This is a genomic window from Pedobacter sp. R20-19, assembly GCF_000708265.2.
Classification (GTDB): domain Bacteria; phylum Bacteroidota; class Bacteroidia; order Sphingobacteriales; family Sphingobacteriaceae; genus Pedobacter.
In genome coordinates, this window is record NZ_JCKI01000001.1 from 530,213 (window position 1) to 548,763 (window position 18,551).

15 protein-coding genes and 1 tRNA gene are annotated in these 18,551 nt (G+C 35.5%); 13 read left to right on the forward strand and 3 right to left on the reverse strand.

The features are described from left to right. Positions 1-8: 8 nt before the first annotated feature. On the reverse strand, positions 9-2,135 hold the full coding sequence (locus tag AN34_RS02315; RefSeq protein WP_029281889.1) for a prolyl oligopeptidase family protein: 2,127 nt from the start codon (positions 2,133-2,135) through the stop codon (positions 9-11). Between the two features lie 148 nt (positions 2,136-2,283). Between AN34_RS02315 and AN34_RS02320 the strand changes: the two genes are divergently transcribed. From AN34_RS02320 to AN34_RS02370, 11 genes are all read left to right on the forward strand, one after another. Beyond that, on the forward strand, positions 2,284-3,033 hold the full coding sequence (locus AN34_RS02320) for a UDP-2,3-diacylglucosamine diphosphatase (protein WP_029281891.1): 750 nt from the start codon (positions 2,284-2,286) through the stop codon (positions 3,031-3,033). A 133-nt stretch (positions 3,034-3,166) separates the two neighbouring features. Next, positions 3,167-4,240 (forward strand): peptide chain release factor 1, encoded by a 1,074-nt coding sequence (gene prfA / locus AN34_RS02325; RefSeq protein WP_029281893.1) that lies wholly within the window; start codon positions 3,167-3,169, stop codon positions 4,238-4,240. Between the two features lie 105 nt (positions 4,241-4,345). Next, positions 4,346-4,419, forward strand: a tRNA-Asp gene (locus tag AN34_RS02330). A gap of 249 nt (positions 4,420-4,668) precedes the next feature. After that, entirely contained in the window at positions 4,669-5,877 is a 1,209-nt protein-coding gene (locus AN34_RS02335; RefSeq protein WP_029281895.1) for a site-specific integrase, read from the forward strand. A gap of 343 nt (positions 5,878-6,220) precedes the next feature. Then, positions 6,221-7,861 (forward strand): hypothetical protein, encoded by a 1,641-nt coding sequence (locus AN34_RS02340; protein WP_029281897.1) that lies wholly within the window; start codon positions 6,221-6,223, stop codon positions 7,859-7,861. Between the two features lies 1 nt (position 7,862). Then, on the forward strand, positions 7,863-10,472 hold the full coding sequence (locus AN34_RS02345) for an AAA-like domain-containing protein (protein WP_029281899.1): 2,610 nt from the start codon (positions 7,863-7,865) through the stop codon (positions 10,470-10,472). Between the two features lie 321 nt (positions 10,473-10,793). Further along, positions 10,794-11,543, forward strand: coding sequence for a hypothetical protein (locus tag AN34_RS02350; RefSeq protein ID WP_029281901.1), 750 nt, complete (start codon positions 10,794-10,796; stop codon positions 11,541-11,543). Between the two features lie 103 nt (positions 11,544-11,646). Next, positions 11,647-11,925 (forward strand): helix-turn-helix domain-containing protein, encoded by a 279-nt coding sequence (locus AN34_RS02355; protein ID WP_029281903.1) that lies wholly within the window; start codon positions 11,647-11,649, stop codon positions 11,923-11,925. A gap of 438 nt (positions 11,926-12,363) precedes the next feature. Then, entirely contained in the window at positions 12,364-12,723 is a 360-nt protein-coding gene (mobC, locus tag AN34_RS02360; protein WP_197285468.1) for a plasmid mobilization relaxosome protein MobC, read from the forward strand. Beyond that, complete coding sequence (locus AN34_RS02365) at positions 12,720-13,664, forward strand: relaxase/mobilization nuclease domain-containing protein (RefSeq protein WP_029281907.1); 945 nt, start codon at positions 12,720-12,722, stop codon at positions 13,662-13,664. Before mobC ends, AN34_RS02365 begins: the two co-directional genes overlap by 4 nt. A 21-nt stretch (positions 13,665-13,685) precedes the next feature. Continuing rightward, positions 13,686-14,294, forward strand: a complete 609-nt coding sequence (locus AN34_RS02370; protein WP_029281909.1) for a hypothetical protein — start codon at positions 13,686-13,688, stop codon at positions 14,292-14,294. Positions 14,295-14,422: 128 nt separating this feature from the next. Here AN34_RS02370 and AN34_RS02375 read toward each other — a convergent pair whose 3' ends face one another. Together AN34_RS02375 and AN34_RS02380 are read right to left on the reverse strand one after the other, a co-directional pair. Beyond that, positions 14,423-15,619 carry a hypothetical protein gene (locus tag AN34_RS02375; RefSeq protein WP_157263159.1) on the reverse strand — a complete coding sequence of 399 codons (1,197 nt, stop codon included), beginning with the start codon at positions 15,617-15,619 and terminating at the stop codon, positions 14,423-14,425. 88 nt (positions 15,620-15,707) lie between these two features. Then, a complete protein-coding gene (locus AN34_RS02380) occupies positions 15,708-16,589 on the reverse strand; it encodes a HEPN domain-containing protein (protein ID WP_029281913.1) in 882 nt (293 codons plus the stop codon). Positions 16,590-16,712: 123 nt separating this feature from the next. On the opposite strand from AN34_RS02380, the gene AN34_RS02385 reads away from it, so the two are divergent. Both AN34_RS02385 and AN34_RS02390 read left to right on the forward strand, forming a co-directional pair. Further along, positions 16,713-17,123: a helix-turn-helix domain-containing protein gene (locus AN34_RS02385; protein ID WP_029281914.1), complete on the forward strand. Its 411-nt coding sequence runs from the start codon at positions 16,713-16,715 to the stop codon at positions 17,121-17,123. A 331-nt stretch (positions 17,124-17,454) separates the two neighbouring features. Continuing rightward, entirely contained in the window at positions 17,455-18,549 is a 1,095-nt protein-coding gene (locus tag AN34_RS02390; protein WP_029281916.1) for a hypothetical protein, read from the forward strand. The last annotated feature ends 2 nt before the right edge of the window (positions 18,550-18,551 follow it).

Consider the following 18,551-nt stretch of genomic DNA (forward strand, 5'->3'; position numbering starts at 1 on the left):
TCAAAAAATTACCAGCTCATGCCTAAATTCTGAAACACAAAGCTCCAAACATCAGCAGCTTCCTCAATCAACTTAGTGGTTGGTTTTCCTGCACCGTGCCCGGCCTTTGTTTCAATCCTGATGAGTATTGGGTTTTCACCTTTATATTTTTCCTGCAAGGTTGCTGCAAATTTAAATGAATGCGCAGGAACAACCCGGTCATCGTGATCAGCCGTAGTGATGAGCGTTGACGGGTAGTTTACATCGGATTTCACATTGTGCAGTGGTGAATACTTAATCAGGTAATCAAAATCTTCTTTTTTATCGCTGGTGCCGTATTCTACCGCCCATCCCCAACCCACAGTGAATTTATGATAACGAAGCATATCTAAAACACCAACAGCAGGTAAAGCAACTCTGAAAAGTTCTGGTCTTTGTGTCATGCAGGCTCCAACCAACAAGCCACCGTTCGAACCGCCGGAAATCGCTATTTTAGCTGGATTGGTATATTTTTCTTTCACCAGATATTCTGCTGCAGCAATAAAATCGTCAAATACATTTTGCTTTTTTTCTAACATGCCCCCTTTATGCCAGGCCTCTCCGTATTCACTTCCACCGCGCAAACTGGGTTGTACGTAAATCCCGCCTTTCTCTAAAAACAACATCCTGGATAAGCTGAAAGATGGCGTTAAACTCACTTGAAAACCACCATAAGCATACAGGTATACCGGGTTATTGCCATCAAGCTTAATCCCTTTCTTATGAACAATAAACATCGGAACTTTAGTGCCATCTTTAGAAGGATAGAAAACCTGACTGGTTTCGTAATGATCTGTATTTAATTTCAATTCTGATTTTTTGTAAAGTGCAGATTTTGCTTTTACAATATCATAATGATAAATGGTTCCTGGGGTGGTGAAGTTGGTGAAAGTGTAAAAGAATTCTTTATCCTCTTTATAGCCACTAAAGCCAACAGCCGTGCCAATTTCCGGAAGTTTAACCTCTCCAATTTTAGCGCCGTTTAAAGCAAACTGAACAATATTGGTACTGGCATCTTTCAGGTAGGAAGCCCAAAGGAAACCACCGCCGCTTGATACAGCCTCTAGCGGAAGTTCCGACTCAGGAATGATTTTTTTCCAGTTTTTAGGGGCTGGATTTTTAGGGTCGATTAAAACCACCCGTTTATGTTCTGCATCCAAATCCGTATAGAGCAATAGCTGATCATCGTTATTGTCAATAATATCATGGTTATGGTCATAGCCTTTTACCAATGGAGATATTTTGCTGTTTACTTCTTTTAAATTCTGATAGTATAGTGCGTTTCCGGATGTTCCGGCACCTGCAGAGATAATTAAGAAACGTTCATCTTCTGTTACATCAGCACCGAAGTATAAATTTGGATTGGTTTTGTCTTCAAAAATTAACTGATCATTTTTTTGTGGTTCGCCTAATTTATGGTAGTAAATCTTTTGAAACTTATTGGTTGCAGATAAATCTGTCCCTTTTGCCGGAGCATCAAACCGGCTATAATAAAATCCATCGCCTTTCCAGGCCGCACCAGAAAATTTAGTCCATTTTAACTCATCGCTTAATTTGGTTTTGGTCGCAATATCCATTACATAAATACTGCTCCAGTCTGAACCCGCCTGAGCTACGGAATAGGCAACATATTTTTTATCATGAGAAAATCCAAGCAGCGAAACGGCAGCGGTACCATCTGCAGTAAGTTGGTTAGGATCGAGAAAAACCTCCTCTTTTCCTTCAATGCCTTTTTTGATATACCAGACACTTTGATTTTGTAAGCCATTGTTTTTGCCAAAGAAATAATACTCACCAATTTTAATCGGTGCACTTTCTTTTGGATAATTCCAGATTTCGGTAAGTCGCTTCTTAATGTCAGCACGATAGGGGATTTGACCCAGGTAATTCTGGGTTACTTTATTTTCTGCAACTACCCAGGCTTTGGTTTCTGCAGATGTATCATTTTCAAGCCATCGATAAGGATCGGCAATGGTTTTGCCAAAGTATTGATCTGTTGTGCTATCTTTTCTGGTATCAGGATATTTCATTCGTGTTATTTTATCTATGGGTTTTTTACCTTGATTACAAGCCAAAAGGCTTAGCGCAAATAAGCCTAATAAAAGTTTATTTTTCATAGTAGAAACAATTTATTTACTAATATATGTTTTTAATGAATAGATGATTTCACAGAAGATGTAATTGTCATGTTTTTTTACTTTGGTCTTTTAGCTTTCCCCTTTAGTGTTTCTGCTTTAGCCTTTTTCCTTTACCTTTGAGTAATACATGAATAAAAAAATTTATTTCGCATCTGATTTTCATTTAGGCACTCCTAATTATGCCGATAGCCGTGCCCGGGAAGCGCGTATTGTGAACTGGTTAAATTTTATTGAGCCTAACTGCAGCGAACTGTTTTTAATGGGCGATATTTTTGATTTTTGGTTTGAATATGCAAAGGTGATTCCAAAAGGATTTATCCGCCTTCAGGGAAAACTGGCTGCAATGGCAGATGCGGGAATTAAAATTTATTTCTTTAAGGGTAATCATGATATGTGGGTTAGAGATTATTTCATAAAGGAAATTGGGATGGAAATTATTAGTGATGAGTTAGTGATTGAAAGAAATGAAAAAAAGTTTTATCTACATCATGGTGATGGTTTAGGCCCGGGAGATACGAAATATAAATTTTTAAGAAAGATCTTCAGAAGCCAGCTTTGCCAATGGTTGTTTGCCCGCTTACATCCGAATTTGGGTATTGGTATTGCCAGTGCATGGAGCCAGGGCAGTAGGGCAGCGCAAACCGAGAAAGAAGTTTTTATAGGCGAAGACAATGAATGGTTAGCCATTTATGCCAAAGAACAGTTACAGAAAGAACACTTCGATTATTTTGTTTTTGGCCACAGGCATTTACCACTGGATTTAGATCTGGGAAACGGAAGTCGTTATGTAAATATTGGCGAGTGGATTAACTATAATTCTTACGCTGTTTTTGATGGGATAGACCTTAAGCTTGAATATTTTACAGGTAAACCATAAGAATCTAAATTTTGAAAACCTTTAATTGAGGTGAAGCATTAGGTTTCAAGACTAATTCAGCTTTTTTCCTTATTTTTGTATTTCCGAATTTTGGCTGATACCGATTTTTGGAAAATCAATTCGAATAAATAATATGTTAGATAAATTAGAAGCTATAAAGCTGCGTTGGGAAGACGTAGAAGAATCGTTAAGTAATCCGGATGTTATTCAGGATATGAAACGTTTTGCAGCTTTAAATAAAGAATATAAAGACTTAGGCAAAATTGTAGATGAATACAAAATCTACAAAAATGTGATGAGTAATATTGATGCCAACAAAGAGATCTTATCAGTGGAGAAGGATGCCGAAATGCGTGAAATGGCGAAGGAAGAGTTGGATATGTTGTTAAAACAGCAGGAAGAAATGGAAAGCAATATCCGTTTAATGCTAATTCCTAAAGATCCTGAAGATGCTAAAAACGCAGTATTTGAAATCCGTGGTGGTACAGGTGGAGATGAAGCTGCGCTTTTTGCAGGCGATTTATACCGGATGTATACCCGCTATTTTGAAACCAAAGGCTGGAAGGTAGAAACTGTTGATGTAACTGAAGGTACAGCTGGTGGTTATAAAGAGGTGATTTTGAAGGTAAACGGAGATGACGTATATGGTCAGTTAAAATATGAAAGCGGTGTACATCGTGTGCAACGTGTCCCTGATACGGAAACACAAGGCCGTGTACATACTTCTGCTGCATCTGTTGCCGTTTTGCCTGAAGCAGAAGAGATTGATTTGTACATTAATCCTGCTGATATCGAATTGCAAACCTCTCGCTCGGGTGGTGCAGGTGGACAGAATGTGAATAAGGTAGAAACCAAGGTTCAATTAACCCATAAGCCATCAGGTCTTGTAGTAGTTTGTCAGCAAGAGCGTTCGCAGTTAGGTAACCGTGTAATTGCGATGGAGATGCTTAGAAGTAAGTTGTACGACATTGAGTTGCAGAAAAAGAACGGAGATATTGCTGCGAAACGTAAAACAATGGTTTCAACTGGTGACCGTTCTGCTAAAATCAGAACATACAATTATCCTCAGGGTAGAGTAACTGAACACCGGATTGGTTTAACCATGTATAACCTGCCTTCCATTATGGATGGAGACATTCAGGAAATCATCGATGCATTGCAATTTGCGGAGAACGCAGAAAAGATGCAGGAAGGTGCTGTAGGTTAGTCGATTACGATTATTTTAAAATAAAGTTTGTAAATAAGGATTTTGTCTCTATATTTGCAACCTCGAAAGGGGAAAGAGGTTTAAACTTTTAAAAAGTAAACAAAAGGAGTGGTAGTTCAGCTGGTTAGAATGCCTGCCTGTCACGCAGGAGGTCGCGGGTTCGAGTCCCGTCCATTCCGCTAAGTGACATTACAAAATGTATCAAAAGCCTCTAGAATGTATTTCTAGAGGCTTTTTTGCTTTTACAGCATCCCAAAAAAATCAGACTTTCTTAAAATATAGGTGGACAAATCGAGCGCACTTTGTTGTTTGAAAATTTGGCGCACCAAATACTATAGAAGGGTCTGTTAATCAAGTTGTTCGAATACCGAACATCTTGATTGTAAAGAACAACAATCTTAATTTTATAACTTTTAAATTATTTTAAAATGAGTGCAAAATTTAGTTTGTTATTCTTCCTTAAAAGAAGAGGGGGATATGTTGAAGGTGACCTTCCAGTTTATTTGAGAATTACAGTTGATGGAAAGAGGGCCGAATTAGCCATTCAAAGGAAATGTAATCCTGAGAAATGGAATACAAAGAAAGGTTGTATGGTTGGTACAAAGGATTCGGTAAAAGAGTTTAATTCTTTTCTTTTGGCGTTTCAAACTAAGGTCTACGAAATTCAAAGATCTTTACTTATGGACGGCAACCCTGTTGACCCAGAAATAATAAAGAGAAATCTTACCGGTAAAGATAGATCTGAGAAAATGTTTCTGGAAGTTTTTGAGGAACATAACGAAAATATGAGAAAGCTTGTCGGTAAGGATTATTCTATGGCAACGCTCACTAAATATTCTACTTGTCTTAAATCATTAACTTTGTTTGTACAATTTCATTATAAGACTAGCGACATCAATATTCGTTTAATGGATTTTGCGTTCCTTACATCGCTTGAAATGTATTTAAAAACACAAAGGGGAGTTGGACACAATACAGCGATGGGCTATGTGAAAAAGGTAAAAAAAATAATCCATTTCTGTGTCGCCAATAAATGGCTTACCTCCGATCCCTTTATGGCATATAAAGTGTCGATAAATAAAACATCGAGAACCTTTCTGAGTGAGGCGGAGATGAAAAGTTTAACAAACAAGGAATTCGAAATCCAGCGATTGGCAGAAGTCCGGGATATGTTCCTATTTAGTTGTTATACTGGACTTGCGTATGTTGATGTAGCAAAGCTCACAAAAAGTGCGATCATAGAGGATGGTAGTGCAACCACATGGATTGTGATGGACAGAACGAAAACGGGGGTAATGGCAAATATTCCGCTTTTGCCTCAAGCGGAAAAAATTATTTATAAATATAGGGACCATCCAAAAGTATTGGTTACCGGTAAACTGCTGCCAATGATTAGTAATCAGAAAGTAAATGCCTATTTAAAGGAAATATCAGTCCTCTGTGGCATTACAAAAGAACTCTCTCATCATTGTGCGCGCCACACATTTGCAACTACAGTCACCTTGTCAAATGGGGTTCCGATTGAATCAGTTTCAAAAATGCTTGGTCATTCCAGTCTTAAGTCTACCCAGCATTATGCGAAGGTTTTAGATAAAAAAGTTGCTAAAGACATGCAGAAACTAAGTGGTATTTTGTAATCTCTTGATATCTGAAAACTGTCTAATTAAATTTCAATTCTATACTTTCATTTCTCCAAATAAAGTATAAAAAATCTTTTGTACTTGAATCAATCAAGGTTTTTAAGATTGGCCTAACTGTACAAGTGAATTTTCATTTGTTTAAGTATGGGTTTTGAATGATTTTCACTACTTTTAATTTTCAATGTCATAGTACTTAAATCCTGTGATGTCTTATTTGTGAATTTGGAATATTTATTTTCCTTATTCACAAATTACAATTTAAATTAACGTAAAATGTATTGCTCAGAACTAAAAAGAATCACCATCATTTCAAACTCTGAACTCATAATAAGAGTTTTAAATGAGTAATGAAATTTATAAAGAAATCGCTAGCGATTACATTCGTAACTTGTTAAGAGGTGATTTGATCTTAATTGTAACTGCCACTGATACAGAAACTTCTGAATTACATAAAGCACTTTTGCCATTACAGAAGGAAGAAAAGATCTTAAAATTATTTGAGGGGGCTTATACTTATTACTTTGGAGTTTTTGGAAAATATAGAATTTGCCACGTGCAATGCTCTATGGGATCCATTTCCAGGTCGAGTTCTATTACCACTATTTCGTCCGCATTGCTTTTCTTAAAATCACGGGTCGTTGTAATGATTGGTATTGCTTTTGGTGTAAATGAAGAGAAGCAGCAAATAGGAGATGTATTGATTTCAGAATCGATAATACCATATAATTCCAAACGAGTTGGCGAGAAAGCTACTGTCCAAAGAGGCATTGAAGCACCTTCAAGTCAGGTTTTACTCAGCAGATTCAAAGCGGCAATAATTACTTGGGAATATTTTTTATCAGACGATGTGCTTGCGTCGCTCATTCCGACAAGAATTTTATCTGGCGAAGAATTAGTAGATAACAAAAGGCACCGTAACAAATTAGTTAAGGAGAATCCCGATTCAAAAGGTGGTGAGATGGAGGGAGCTGGACTATACTCTGCCTGCGATGGTCGTGCAGATTGGATTTTAATAAAGGGTATTTGTGATTTTGCTGATGGTGCTAAAGGAGTTGAAAAAGAAAAAAGACAAAGAAAGGCAATGGGATCTGCAATTAATGCATGCATGGAGGTATTTTCATCTCCAGGGTCCTTCCAATATTTTAACATTGAAATTGAGCAAATTGTAGCTAACTCTTCAGGAGACAATAAGAAAGCTAGCGAAACATTATTTGATCTTTATGATGGGGGCAAAGAGAAATATTATGTAGAAAGAGATAATGATTTATTATTCAATCAGAAATTGTCACAATACGGGGTTTGGGTTTGGGGTCCGAGTGGATGTGGAAAGTCTAATTTAATACTAAGAAATCTTCAACAGAAACATCCAACATTTATTCAGGTCAATCTAGCATATTGTGGAGAAGTAAATGTCGACGAATATTTTAATGAATTAGTGTATGAGTTATCTTCAAGAACTGAGAAAACATCCAATTGGCAAAATCCCAAAGACTTTAAGGATTGCATTAAAACTTTGCTTGCATTATTCTCTAAGCATTATAAAGATAAGAAATTGATAATTTTCATAGAAGAAATACCAATCAGTAATGATCAAACATATAAGGAATTTACTGAACGTTTTTTTTCATTGCTAATAATGAAAGGATTAATAAGTGGATTAGATCAAATCAAGTTTGTTTTATCGTCAATTAATGATCCCAAGATAGATATCGCTGGACATCAACAAAAAATTCATCAGCAACTGAGTTTTATCGAATTTGATTATTGGATTCTGCCAGATTCGAATAAACTGATAGATTTAATTGAAGAAAATTTGGCAATTAGATTGGAGACTTCCCTTAGAACTGAGTTAATCTCAAAATCTATGGGATCTCCGAGGTTCATCAAAAAGTTTTTTAGGAGTGTTGTTGCATTGAATCGATTTGATAGTGATAGCCTAAGTAAAATTTTAATAGAAACAGAAAGGGAGCTGAATTATTAATATGCCAAAAATATTAAAGCCATATACTATTATTCCTTTAGATCTATATGTTCAAAGAGATGCTGATAGGCAAGTCAGAAATATTATTAATGATATGGGCCGTCCCGGTTACGTATTAGTGTCAAGACAAATGGGAAAGACCAATCTCTTGCTAAACGCTAAGCGTAACTTGGAGAACGAGTTGACGGTATTCGTATATGTTGATCTATCTAATGCCTATTTTGATGCAAGAAGTTGCTTTGAAAACATTGTGAATACTGCAGTCGATTCAAATCTGGTAAAGTTTGAGAAAGCTGCAAAGATAATTGGGGAGAATAGAAGTGCCTACAAAGATCTTCCACCACATAAGCAGTACACAAATGAATTACGAATTCTTCTTCAACAACTTGATGGTGGGAAGCTGGTAATTATCTTAGACGAAATTGATGCCTTAACTAAAACTACATACTCTGATCAAATTTTTTCACAGATTAGGAGTAGTTATTTTGCAGAAAGGGTTAATTATAAGGAATTTTATCAATTAACATACCTTTTATCAGGAGTCGTTGAGCCAAATGAAATCATTAAAGACTCTAAAATATCACCATTCAACATCGGACAGAAGATTTATTTAAATGATTTCTCTCGGGCTGAATTTGAAAAATTTCTCCAACTTGCACATTTAAACCTATCTATCTCTTGTATTGACAGAATATATTTCTGGACAAATGGTAATCCAAGAATGACATGGGATTTATGCTCTGAAGTTGAAAATCAAGTCAAACTGAATGATCTAACTGTCGAGATGTTAGACAAAATTGCAGTCGAGATGTACTTGACATCTTATGATAAACCGCCTATTGATAATATCCGAGAACTTGTTAAAAATGATAAGGATATCAGGTCTGCACTGATTCAGATCTATGAGGGAGCCGGCTCAAAGATATCCTCAAAGATTAAAAGCAAACTTTATCTCGCTGGTATTACCAACTATACTGATAACGATGTTGTAATAAAAAATGAAATCATTCGACGGTCATTGTCATTAGACTGGATAAAATCACTAGAAAAAGATGAGAAGGGACTGTTAGTTCAAGCAATGGACTACTATGAGAAAGCAAATTACTCAGAGGCCTTAAATGCATTTTATGAGTATCTCGAGCATGATGATTTTCCAGAAAATAGCAGAGATATTTGTTACTATTATTTAGCATACCTCGAGTATTCTGAATCGAATTTTAAGTTAGCCCTCAAACATGTTGAAACTGCGGAATTTGATGAAGAAGATGTGCCAAAATTTTATTTTGCGTCTCTTACATTAAGAGGTTTAATAATGAAAGGTTTAACCGATTTTGAAGAATGTGAGAAAGATTGGAAGTATGTGATAGACAATTCTAGAAAAGACGAAAATTTCCTGCGAGCTTACACAAATTTAGCAAATTTATACATGTCTACATTGACTGAAAGGGTTGATGAGGCAATTTTAATGTATAATAATTTAGTTGATAACAAGTTTGAACTTAGTAAAAGGGTAAGTGAGGAAGATAGAAAATATTACAGATGTATCTCTTTTTACCAATTGGCGGTAATTTTCAAAGATAAAGAAGAGTTAGCTAAAGCAATGGAATGCATTTCCTCATCATTAGAACTTGCAACCGAGAATTCCAAGCCGGCATTATTATTTCTGATGGCTGAAATCGCAGATTCAGATAGCACCAAACTTGAGATTTTGGATTCCATTTTAGCAATTATAGCAACCAGTGGAATTGATAACTCCGAGCCTACTCTGGATCGGCCAATGGGAATCGATGAAATTCAGTTGATGGACATTCTAGTTGAGATTTATAAAGTCAGTAAAGAAGCTTTCGAAACGAGAGTTAAGCAATTTTCGAAAACAAATAAAGAGAAAGACTTTATAGCATTATATTTTGAAGTTGCTCTACAAGCTTACAATAAATCTGACAGTTGGCAGGTTGGAATAAAAATTCTCAACGATCTAAACGACATAATTAATACTGAAAGTTATCAAGTTGATTTTGAACTTCACTATGAGGTTCTGAAAAGTTTAGCCTATGTTAATAATTATAAAGAATCGAATGATATCCCACTTAAATATGTGGAATTATTTCGCAGATCTGCTGACAAAATTGTTGAGTTGAGAGATCTTTCGATTTTTGCAGATTTGATTCATTCTTATACAGAAAAGCAACTCTACGAAAAAGCCTTAGGATATGTAGAGTTTATAAAAAGTCAAAGAAATAACGTTCCCGCTGAACAAATTGGGAACTACCTGCTTATTGAGCATTTAGAGCTCAATATTTATTCTTATACTAATGAAAGGCAAAAAGCATTATATCAAGCTAGGCATATTATCGACCTTATTGATTCAATGGAGTTTCCGCACCAAAAAAGTTTATTAGGTGAGACCGGCCTTGATATTATAAGAGAAAATGCTGAATCGGTAATTCGTCCACGAACTGTTATTCGAAAACCATTTACGAAAGCTAAAATCTACGGCAGGAATGATAGAGTTAAAGTTAGATATCAAGATGGATCTGTGGTGGAAGTAAAGTTTAAAAAGGTAGAGCATGATATAAATTCTGGCGCTTGTTTTATATTAAACGAATTATAACGTAAACCAGCGCGAAACACCGGCGTTGCAAAACGTTATATTTCCCTTAAGGCAGAAGCCGTCTTACTGTTATTTAAATTATTCCGTAGGCAACAGTTCTATTACAGTGCTGACATTACCATGTTTACTTATAGCATTATGTATCCAATCAGTTTAGTGTGTAGAGCAATATGATTTTGATGCAATTATCTGGACTTTGTCTGCAAATAAGCATTCAAACTTGAATAAGCTTAAGATCTAAAGATTAATGTTAAATTTTTTTTCACACATTAACTATGTTTAATGCAAATGTTTAATTTGTTATAATTAGCAGAATTATTTATGAAAGAATATTTCAAATTCCGTGATCCATTTGATACGACCCCCCATAGGTTTGAGATCGGTAATCCAATTAAGTTTGACCGGAAAAAGGGAGATAATTTTTTCTTTAAAAAATTCTTCAGTCTTGAATTTGAAGAATATGCAGAATACTATCAGTTCCACCTTGATTGGTTTGTTTCTAATAACAATTCGAATACTGAAGAGGAATTCTTTAAGCATGTTTTGGATAAAATTGAAGATCAAATTGTGCATTACCATAAAAAAAGTATAACGTCATTAGATACGATCAAAAGCCTCAAAGCCTTAAGGAAATTTAAGGATGTTCTTGTGCGGTTCGATAAATGGCATCTTAAAAAAAGCTTAGAAATAGTTGTTTCTGAACAGGAAATCGAGATATTAAGACTTAAGCAAGAAATTCTACTATTAAAGGATCAAATTAAATCACTGAACCGGTACGAGTCGGATCAAAAAATAAGACTTCTGGACGGTAATTTACCACAGTTAATAGATTTGGTTAAGCAGATTCAGGATCTTGAACTGCCTGACGGAAAAAAGTTAGCTCGCTCACAATCCCAAAGCCCTTGGTATAAGATGATTGCCAGATACTTTCAACATGGAGAAAGCGAGATTTCTCTTGAGACCCTTCGAAATTATTTTCCTGCAAACAAGACAGGCAAGCTGATAAAGGGCTCTGATATACCAGAATCCATCAAACTCTTCAAAATCCTACCAATCAAATCCGAGCTCTAAAACAAAACCTTTTTGTTTTGACCAAACCATACGAGTGGTCATATAAAATGGTATTTTCTGATTCAATATTGTATTGGCAATGTAGCCAAACTAATTGAATTTTATGTCTATAGAAATTATGACCAAATCTGATTTGATGGATTTCAAATCAGATCTATTTAAAGAACTTAAAGCTTTTCTAGCTCCAGAAAAACCGACAGATAAAAAATGGCTTCGTAGTAGCGAGGTCAGAAAATTATTAGGCATATCCGGAGGAACCCTTCAAACCCTTAGAAATAATGGAACGCTCAGTTTTACCAAAATTGGCGGTACCATGTACTATAGTATGGAGGAGATCAACAAAGTTTTGCAGTTTCCAAAAGCATCAAGTAATCTGAGATGAAAATGGCCACACCCCTAACGGTCTTCCTCTGCAAGGCAGCGGAAGACCAGGTGATCTCGCCCATACATATCAGTCTCTTCACATCAATCGTTCAGTGCTGGGCAAGTGGTGGCCGGATGAATCCGATTGTTGTCACAAGGAAAAAGCTAATGAGGATTTCAAAGATCAGATCAACCAGCACTTACCATAAGTGTATTAAGGATTTATGCCGGTCCGGATATATTAATTATCTGCCGTCTTTCAATCCAACTGGGAGTCTGATTTTTTTAAACAAATAATGTTGTATGAACCTATGGTCTGAGACGGGTTTTCTAAAAACTTTGAGGGAGCAAGTTTGTGTTTTTGCTATACAAAAACCTTTTTCGCTTCAGCGAAAAAGAACTTGCCTTTTTACTCACGATGGTCGCAAAAAGTAGGTCAAGAAAAATTAAAAGCCTGATGGAAGAACGATTAAATGCCGCAAAGTCCAAGGGAGGCAGGCCGGTAAAGAAGATAAAACGAGAAAAAATTATTATGGTGAGATTGAGCAAAACGGATCATTTTATTATCGAGGGAAAGGCCAATAAAGCTGGAATTAAAATCAGTGATTGGTTTCGCCAGGCCGCTAAAGCTGGAAAGGTTTCACCAAGAATAAGTCCTGAGGATTTGAAAGTATTCAGGATGCTCGCGGGAATGGCAAACAACCTGAACCAACTTACAAAACTTTCACATGAACAGGGTCTATTGGTGTTCCAGAAAAAGTGCAGGGAGTTGATGGGTAAAATACATAAATTGATTAATAACTACTTCGAGAAATGATAGGAAAGATTGCAATTGGCAAAAGCTTTGGTGGGTGTGTTCGTTATGTGGTAAACAAAAAGGATGCAGAAATTCTTTATGGCGATGGAATCCGATTAAATAATACATCCCTCATTGTAAGGGATTTTGATTTGCAAAGAAAGATGAATCCTGAGCTTTCAAAAGCGGTAGCCCATATTTCTCTTAGCTGGAGTGAAGTTGATAGAGATAAATTGCGTAACGAAAATATGTTGGCAATGGCAATGGAGTATTTGAAACTCATAAACATAAAGAATACGCAGTTGCTTATTGTCCGGCATAACGATAACCATCACCCCCATTTACACATAATTTACAATCGGGTGGATAATAATGGAAAGACGATCTCCGATCAGTTCCAGTTTAAAAAAAACGCTGCGGCTTGCAAAGAAATAACCATAAAGCATGGGTTATTTATGGCAAAGGATAGAGACAAAGTTAACAGAAAAGCGCTTAAAGGAAGCGATAAGATCCGGTACCTGCTTTTTGACCAAATCAAATCAGCACAAAAAAGTAGTAGAAACTGGGAGAGCTTTGGAAATAAACTATCCAGCGCCGGCATTGAAATGGTTTTCAAATATAAAAACGGTAGCAACGAAATACAGGGCGTTTCATTCAAGAGCGGAGAATATACTTTTAAAGGTTCGGAAATCGACAGGTCGCTAAGTTATGGTAAACTCAATGCCTTTTTTCAGGATACATCTGTTCAACAGGATTTTACCAAAATAAACATACCAGAAAGGGAATTTAGTGAAAGCTCTCCTGGCAAGAAGACGTTTAGCGAATCCTCTAAACTGACTGAAATATTGGAAATTCTGTTTGCGCCTACGTTCTCGCCGCTTCATGCTGAACCCGAGCCTAGAAAAAAGAAAAAGAAAGGAACCGGTTATGATGAAGAGCAAAGTCAGGGAAGAGGCAGGTAATTACAAATTAAAGGCAATCTTATGGAAAACATAAATGAAAAGTTGGAAAATATAGAAGAGATCATGGATCTGCTTATCGGTCAGCTGAAATTCCAGGATGAAAAGTTATCGGCTATTATTGAGCATCAGAATTCGCAGGCGGATGAGGCGATTGCAATTGCTACGCCTGATGGAGGAATCATGCCTTCTATTGATGAGCTTAATAGATTTGCAGTTTCGATGAATGAGTTAAGGAAAAAAATAGAGCAGTTACCTGAAGCATTTAAGGTAAAGCACCAACATCACTATGAGATAAAATCAAAGTTCTATTTTGTTGGTGCAATAATTATTTTTCTTGTTGTTGCAATTTCCTTAGGAAGTTCCATCTCTTTAATCTTAAGGAACAGCGAGCTCAAAACCGAATCAGATAAATTTAAGGTCATACGCGGTACCTACCCTGAGCTATCCATTGAAATTGACGGGCATTACCTGAAAGACAAAGATAACCTGATGAAAAACGCTGATCTCCAAATCCATCAGCAGCAGGTATTAATCGAGGCAAGCTTAAAGGAAGCCAAGGCAAAAAAAGATTATGAAATGGCACGGAAATCAAAAAAGAATTTAAAGGATAAGCAGAAAAAAGCTAATTGATAATTACCCACCACGCATTTGTGGCCTGCAAACCCTGCCACTCAACCCGCCTCAGGTTTGCGTTTTACATCTACGAAAAAATCCTGCCCATTCTAAAATTCCAGAATGGACAGGCATTTGGTGTAGGACTATCTTTTTTTTAAGCCATAGGTTTGTACAATCTGTTGAACGAAGGGCTCCAAGTGGGTATCATAATGTTTCTTTAGTACAGGCAACCGAAAACTTATTTTCGAGAAATAAGATACGACTTCAGCATCAGCGATCGAGCCTAACAAGTAAAACTTCATCGGCTTCTTTTCTGCAGCAGCAAAAAAGAACATGTTAAAAATTGGCGCAAAATTGGAGAGCTTGCCATTAACCATAAATTTTAGGTCAAGGAAATAGTATTCTCCTTTGTCAATAAGAAGAAATTTCAGTTGAGGTATATCACTCGCAACCTGGCAGAAACAAATATCTTTTTTTGTCGGCTTTCCTTTTATGTATCTCAAGCCATAAATCCATTGATAGCACATGAACCGTTCATACACAAGTTGTGGAAGTGCACTTTTCCAAAGATCAAACTGTAATTTTTTCCTTTCGGAAAAAGTTCTGCTATAATTTTCGTCCTTATGGTTTTTCATTTGAAAATAGAAAGAGTTCTCCCACATTTCTTCACAAATGTCGTTCAAATTAAGCTGCTCTGAATTGAGCTCCAGATCGTCTGATATCGTTTTACTGTTTAAGTATGTCAATAATGATTTAAAATTTCTTTTGTCATTATTTAGGGTTGCCGTAAAAGGAATAAGTAAGGTTAATTCTTTTTCTTCATTGTATCTCTCGTGTAGGTTTAAGGGGTCTAAAATACAATATGCGATAACTGGTGTATCATTTTCTAATGAATCCGATAATTGTGGTTCAAGAAAAATATTTCTTCTTGCCTCATTTTTTAGCGGAATAATGGGAAGCGAGACGCTTGGTTTAAAAAGATTTCTAAATGGCTCTTTCAATTTAATGGTTAGCCCCTTGCTATTACTCGCGATTTTCAGGTATTTCGAAGTTCCATTATCCGCATCAAAGAAATCCGGATAGTAATAGTCCTCAAAGCTTTTTTCATGATAAAACCATAAATATTTACTTAAAAAAAAGTAGGCATATCTGCTTAGATAAAATTCATCTGTATCCATGCTGCAACTGATAAGTAAATGATCCTGCGTTACTTTCAGGTATATCATTTCGACATCTTCATTTTCGATGCTGATCGAGGCGGTAAGTATTTCGTTGACAAAACGCAAATGTTTAACGCTAACTGAAAGATAGCCGCGTTTTGGAGGCCTGAATTCTGACAAAGAATCTAGGGTTTTTCTTTCCAGCAACCGGGTTCCGTTTTTGAAAGGGAGTTTAAAAAACCTGTAAAAAGGTATATCGAGAGTTAAATTATTCAAAACCTACCCCCATTTCTATTTGCATCTCGTTTTGCAATTTAAAATCAGCTATTTTACTGGTGCAAATCTCTTTAGTAAGTTCAAAGAATGCATATGCCTTTGATACAAGCTTATCTGCGGCGTCTGAATCAACTTTAAAAGTGTCCTTATATCTTGCCTGAGAATAGCTTTTTAGTAAAATTTCAAATAATAAAAGATCATCTTTATTAGATCTAAAAAGATTGGAAGGTTCTTCTGAAAAGCAACAGCAGAGATCGAGTTGACGGCCTAAATGGTGAATATCTGACCTGTAAGCGAGATTTACCCTGATCAATGCAATGGTGCATTGTTCGATGACTTGGTGAGTCAAAAAAACAGCAATGGCATAATGTTGATTGGCATAACTATCTGCTGCCGCATCCAAAAAACCTTGAGCCAATTTTATTCGATGTTCAAAATGCTTTTTAGCCTTTTCAAAGTTTTGGCTGGGCTCAAATTTGATTTCGTTGTCTTGCGCCAGCATTCCAGTACTATTATAGAGTAGACTTCCTTGGTTTAATATTGTAATGAAAAACCTGTTGTTTTTTTGGATAGACTCCTTAATCGTTTCGACTCCATGTGAAAGAATAGTGATTTTACCTTCACTATAATGCGATCTGCAAAAATCCTGAACTTCGTGCTCATTCCGGGTTGAGCTTTCCATTATAATTAACAGAAAGTAGTGTGGCTCATTTTTGTCTAGGCTAGTCGTAAAGCAACCTAAACGATTATTGGATTTTATGATCCTGCAAAAAGAATAAATTTTCAGAGGCTCAAATTTCTTTGCCAATATTTCAATAAATATATTTAATCCATTCGAAACGGATTTTACAGAGCTTAAGTTTGTTACTTTCATGGCATTTTCGATTTATTTCTTCTAATTTCCGAATCAACATCGCCGTACCGAACCACAGCCGATTGTATAATACAATAGCTAAGTTGTTTCTTACCAAAAGAAAATTTTAGATATATTTGGAATATGGAAACCTCAGAAAAAAACACTCGCACGCATATAGGACGAAAAGTTTCACGTATCCGTGAATTAAGAGGTATGAAGCAGGAAGCTCTTGCAGCGGAATTAGGGATAAGCCAGCAAGCAGTCAGTAAAATTGAGCAGAGTGAAGAGATTGAGGATTCTACATTAGATAAAATCGCTCAAATTTTAGGTGTTAGTTCTGAGGGAATAAAAAGCTTCAACGAAGAAACTATATTAAATATAATCTCTAATACTTTTACTAGTAATGATAGCTCGACAATAAATGCCATTAATGTTCAGCCAAACTTTAATCCGATAGATAAGGTTGTGGAATTATTCGAAGAGAACAAAAAACTTTATGAGAGGTTACTGGCAAGTGAGAAAGAAAAAATTGAATTATTGAAGTCAAAGTGATTATATATAAATTGTTTAGGGTATGCCCAATATTTATCAGCTAAAGAAGATCAAGCCGAAGCTAAAAAGCAAAGCAGAATCATTAGTGTTTCAACAAAAAACTTGAACGAGCAACAAGTGACCATCAGAAGACTTTAGATGAACTCGCCAATTCCTATAAAATAAATGCCGATCAGGAAAAGGGATTTCGATTAAATTTAACTGGCGCAATAACACGCCCCATTTAGATATATTGATCATTTATTTAAAATGTCGAAATAAAATGAATTTAAAGCTCAAAGGTTCACTTTTAAGGAATATGAAGCTTAAGTTTGCCTAATATCTAAATGCAATGAACGTTAAAATTCCATTTATTATTAGTTTACATAGGCCACTCAGTCAACCCTTAAAAGCAGTTAAGTGGGTATGTCAATTTATTAACCATAGTCGAAACATTAAACCGTCACAAACAAATCTTGAATTTTATCTGTACCTGGTTACCGAACTTTATAAAAAATATAAAGCTAATGATTTACAGGACTACAATGGAATCCCAAGTAAATTTGCGATCCATGAAGTCTATCTAGCAATTTATAGTCTCAAAAAAGAAGAAAAGATTCTAATGATTCAAAATGCGATCAGCCAAGCTGAGAAAACTGCTTTGCAAAAGCAAATCTTTTCAACTTATAAAGCAGCTTCTTATTTTGTCAACATGACCAAAGATAAATTAGGACTAATTGATGCAAATAATGAGTTAACTGAAGATGCCTACAAACTTTTAATGCTGAAGAGTAGTTTTTTTAAACTTTCTAAAGGAGAAAAGGAATTCTTTAAGGTGAAGCTATTGGAAAAAGACTTTTTAATGCTAGTATCTCTTTGCTTATTTCAGAGACTAGCACATGTGAAAAAAATTAAAAATATTGTCGAGATCCATTATGATTTTCTTGATAAATATTATGGCATTAGAAACTTCCATTTTGTTTCAGAAAGTTTGAGTAACTATAATACAGTTAGAACTTATTGGATAAGCAGTTTGAATTTATTGAATAAAAACTATATCCCAAGCCCTAGCTTTAAAAAAACAATACAATCTAACAGCCAATTCGAAGATTGGTATAACGTTTTAAATAATAGATTTGAACAATATTTAGACCTAACCTTTAAGAAAAATTCTTCCTTCTTAATAAGAAAGGAACGCTTTGAAAGTAATTATAAGTTTTTATTAAGTAAAAGTTTAGATGAGCTTGGCTTCGTTAATATTCACGATTTAAGAGAAGCAATGAAAATGTCTATGCCAAACTTTGAAGCTTTTCTTAATGAATACTACGAAACTGAAAAGTCAAAAAAGCATATTTTTTTAAGTAATATTGTGAGTTCAATAGACAGACGTAAAAGATTTAAAGTACGAAGTACGCCAGTGATAAAAATAAGGATTAAAGGAATTTAAAT

What these genes read in the sequence shown, in the direction of transcription:
- AN34_RS02315 (WP_029281889.1), bottom strand. Translation starts at nt 2,135, where the DNA reads ATGAAAAATAAACTTTTATTAGGCTTATTTGCGCTAAGCCTTTTGGCT.
- AN34_RS02320 (WP_029281891.1), top strand. Translation starts at nt 2,284, where the DNA reads ATGAATAAAAAAATTTATTTCGCATCTGATTTTCATTTAGGCACTCCT.
- prfA (WP_029281893.1), top strand. Translation starts at nt 3,167, where the DNA reads ATGTTAGATAAATTAGAAGCTATAAAGCTGCGTTGGGAAGACGTAGAA.
- AN34_RS02335 (WP_029281895.1), top strand. Translation starts at nt 4,669, where the DNA reads ATGAGTGCAAAATTTAGTTTGTTATTCTTCCTTAAAAGAAGAGGGGGA.
- AN34_RS02340 (WP_029281897.1), top strand. Translation starts at nt 6,221, where the DNA reads ATGAGTAATGAAATTTATAAAGAAATCGCTAGCGATTACATTCGTAAC.
- AN34_RS02345 (WP_029281899.1), top strand. Translation starts at nt 7,863, where the DNA reads ATGCCAAAAATATTAAAGCCATATACTATTATTCCTTTAGATCTATAT.
- AN34_RS02350 (WP_029281901.1), top strand. Translation starts at nt 10,794, where the DNA reads ATGAAAGAATATTTCAAATTCCGTGATCCATTTGATACGACCCCCCAT.
- AN34_RS02355 (WP_029281903.1), top strand. Translation starts at nt 11,647, where the DNA reads ATGTCTATAGAAATTATGACCAAATCTGATTTGATGGATTTCAAATCA.
- mobC (WP_197285468.1), top strand. Translation starts at nt 12,364, where the DNA reads ATGGAAGAACGATTAAATGCCGCAAAGTCCAAGGGAGGCAGGCCGGTA.
- AN34_RS02365 (WP_029281907.1), top strand. Translation starts at nt 12,720, where the DNA reads ATGATAGGAAAGATTGCAATTGGCAAAAGCTTTGGTGGGTGTGTTCGT.
- AN34_RS02370 (WP_029281909.1), top strand. Translation starts at nt 13,686, where the DNA reads ATGGAAAACATAAATGAAAAGTTGGAAAATATAGAAGAGATCATGGAT.
- AN34_RS02380 (WP_029281913.1), bottom strand. Translation starts at nt 16,589, where the DNA reads ATGAAAGTAACAAACTTAAGCTCTGTAAAATCCGTTTCGAATGGATTA.
- AN34_RS02385 (WP_029281914.1), top strand. Translation starts at nt 16,713, where the DNA reads ATGGAAACCTCAGAAAAAAACACTCGCACGCATATAGGACGAAAAGTT.
- AN34_RS02390 (WP_029281916.1), top strand. Translation starts at nt 17,455, where the DNA reads ATGAACGTTAAAATTCCATTTATTATTAGTTTACATAGGCCACTCAGT.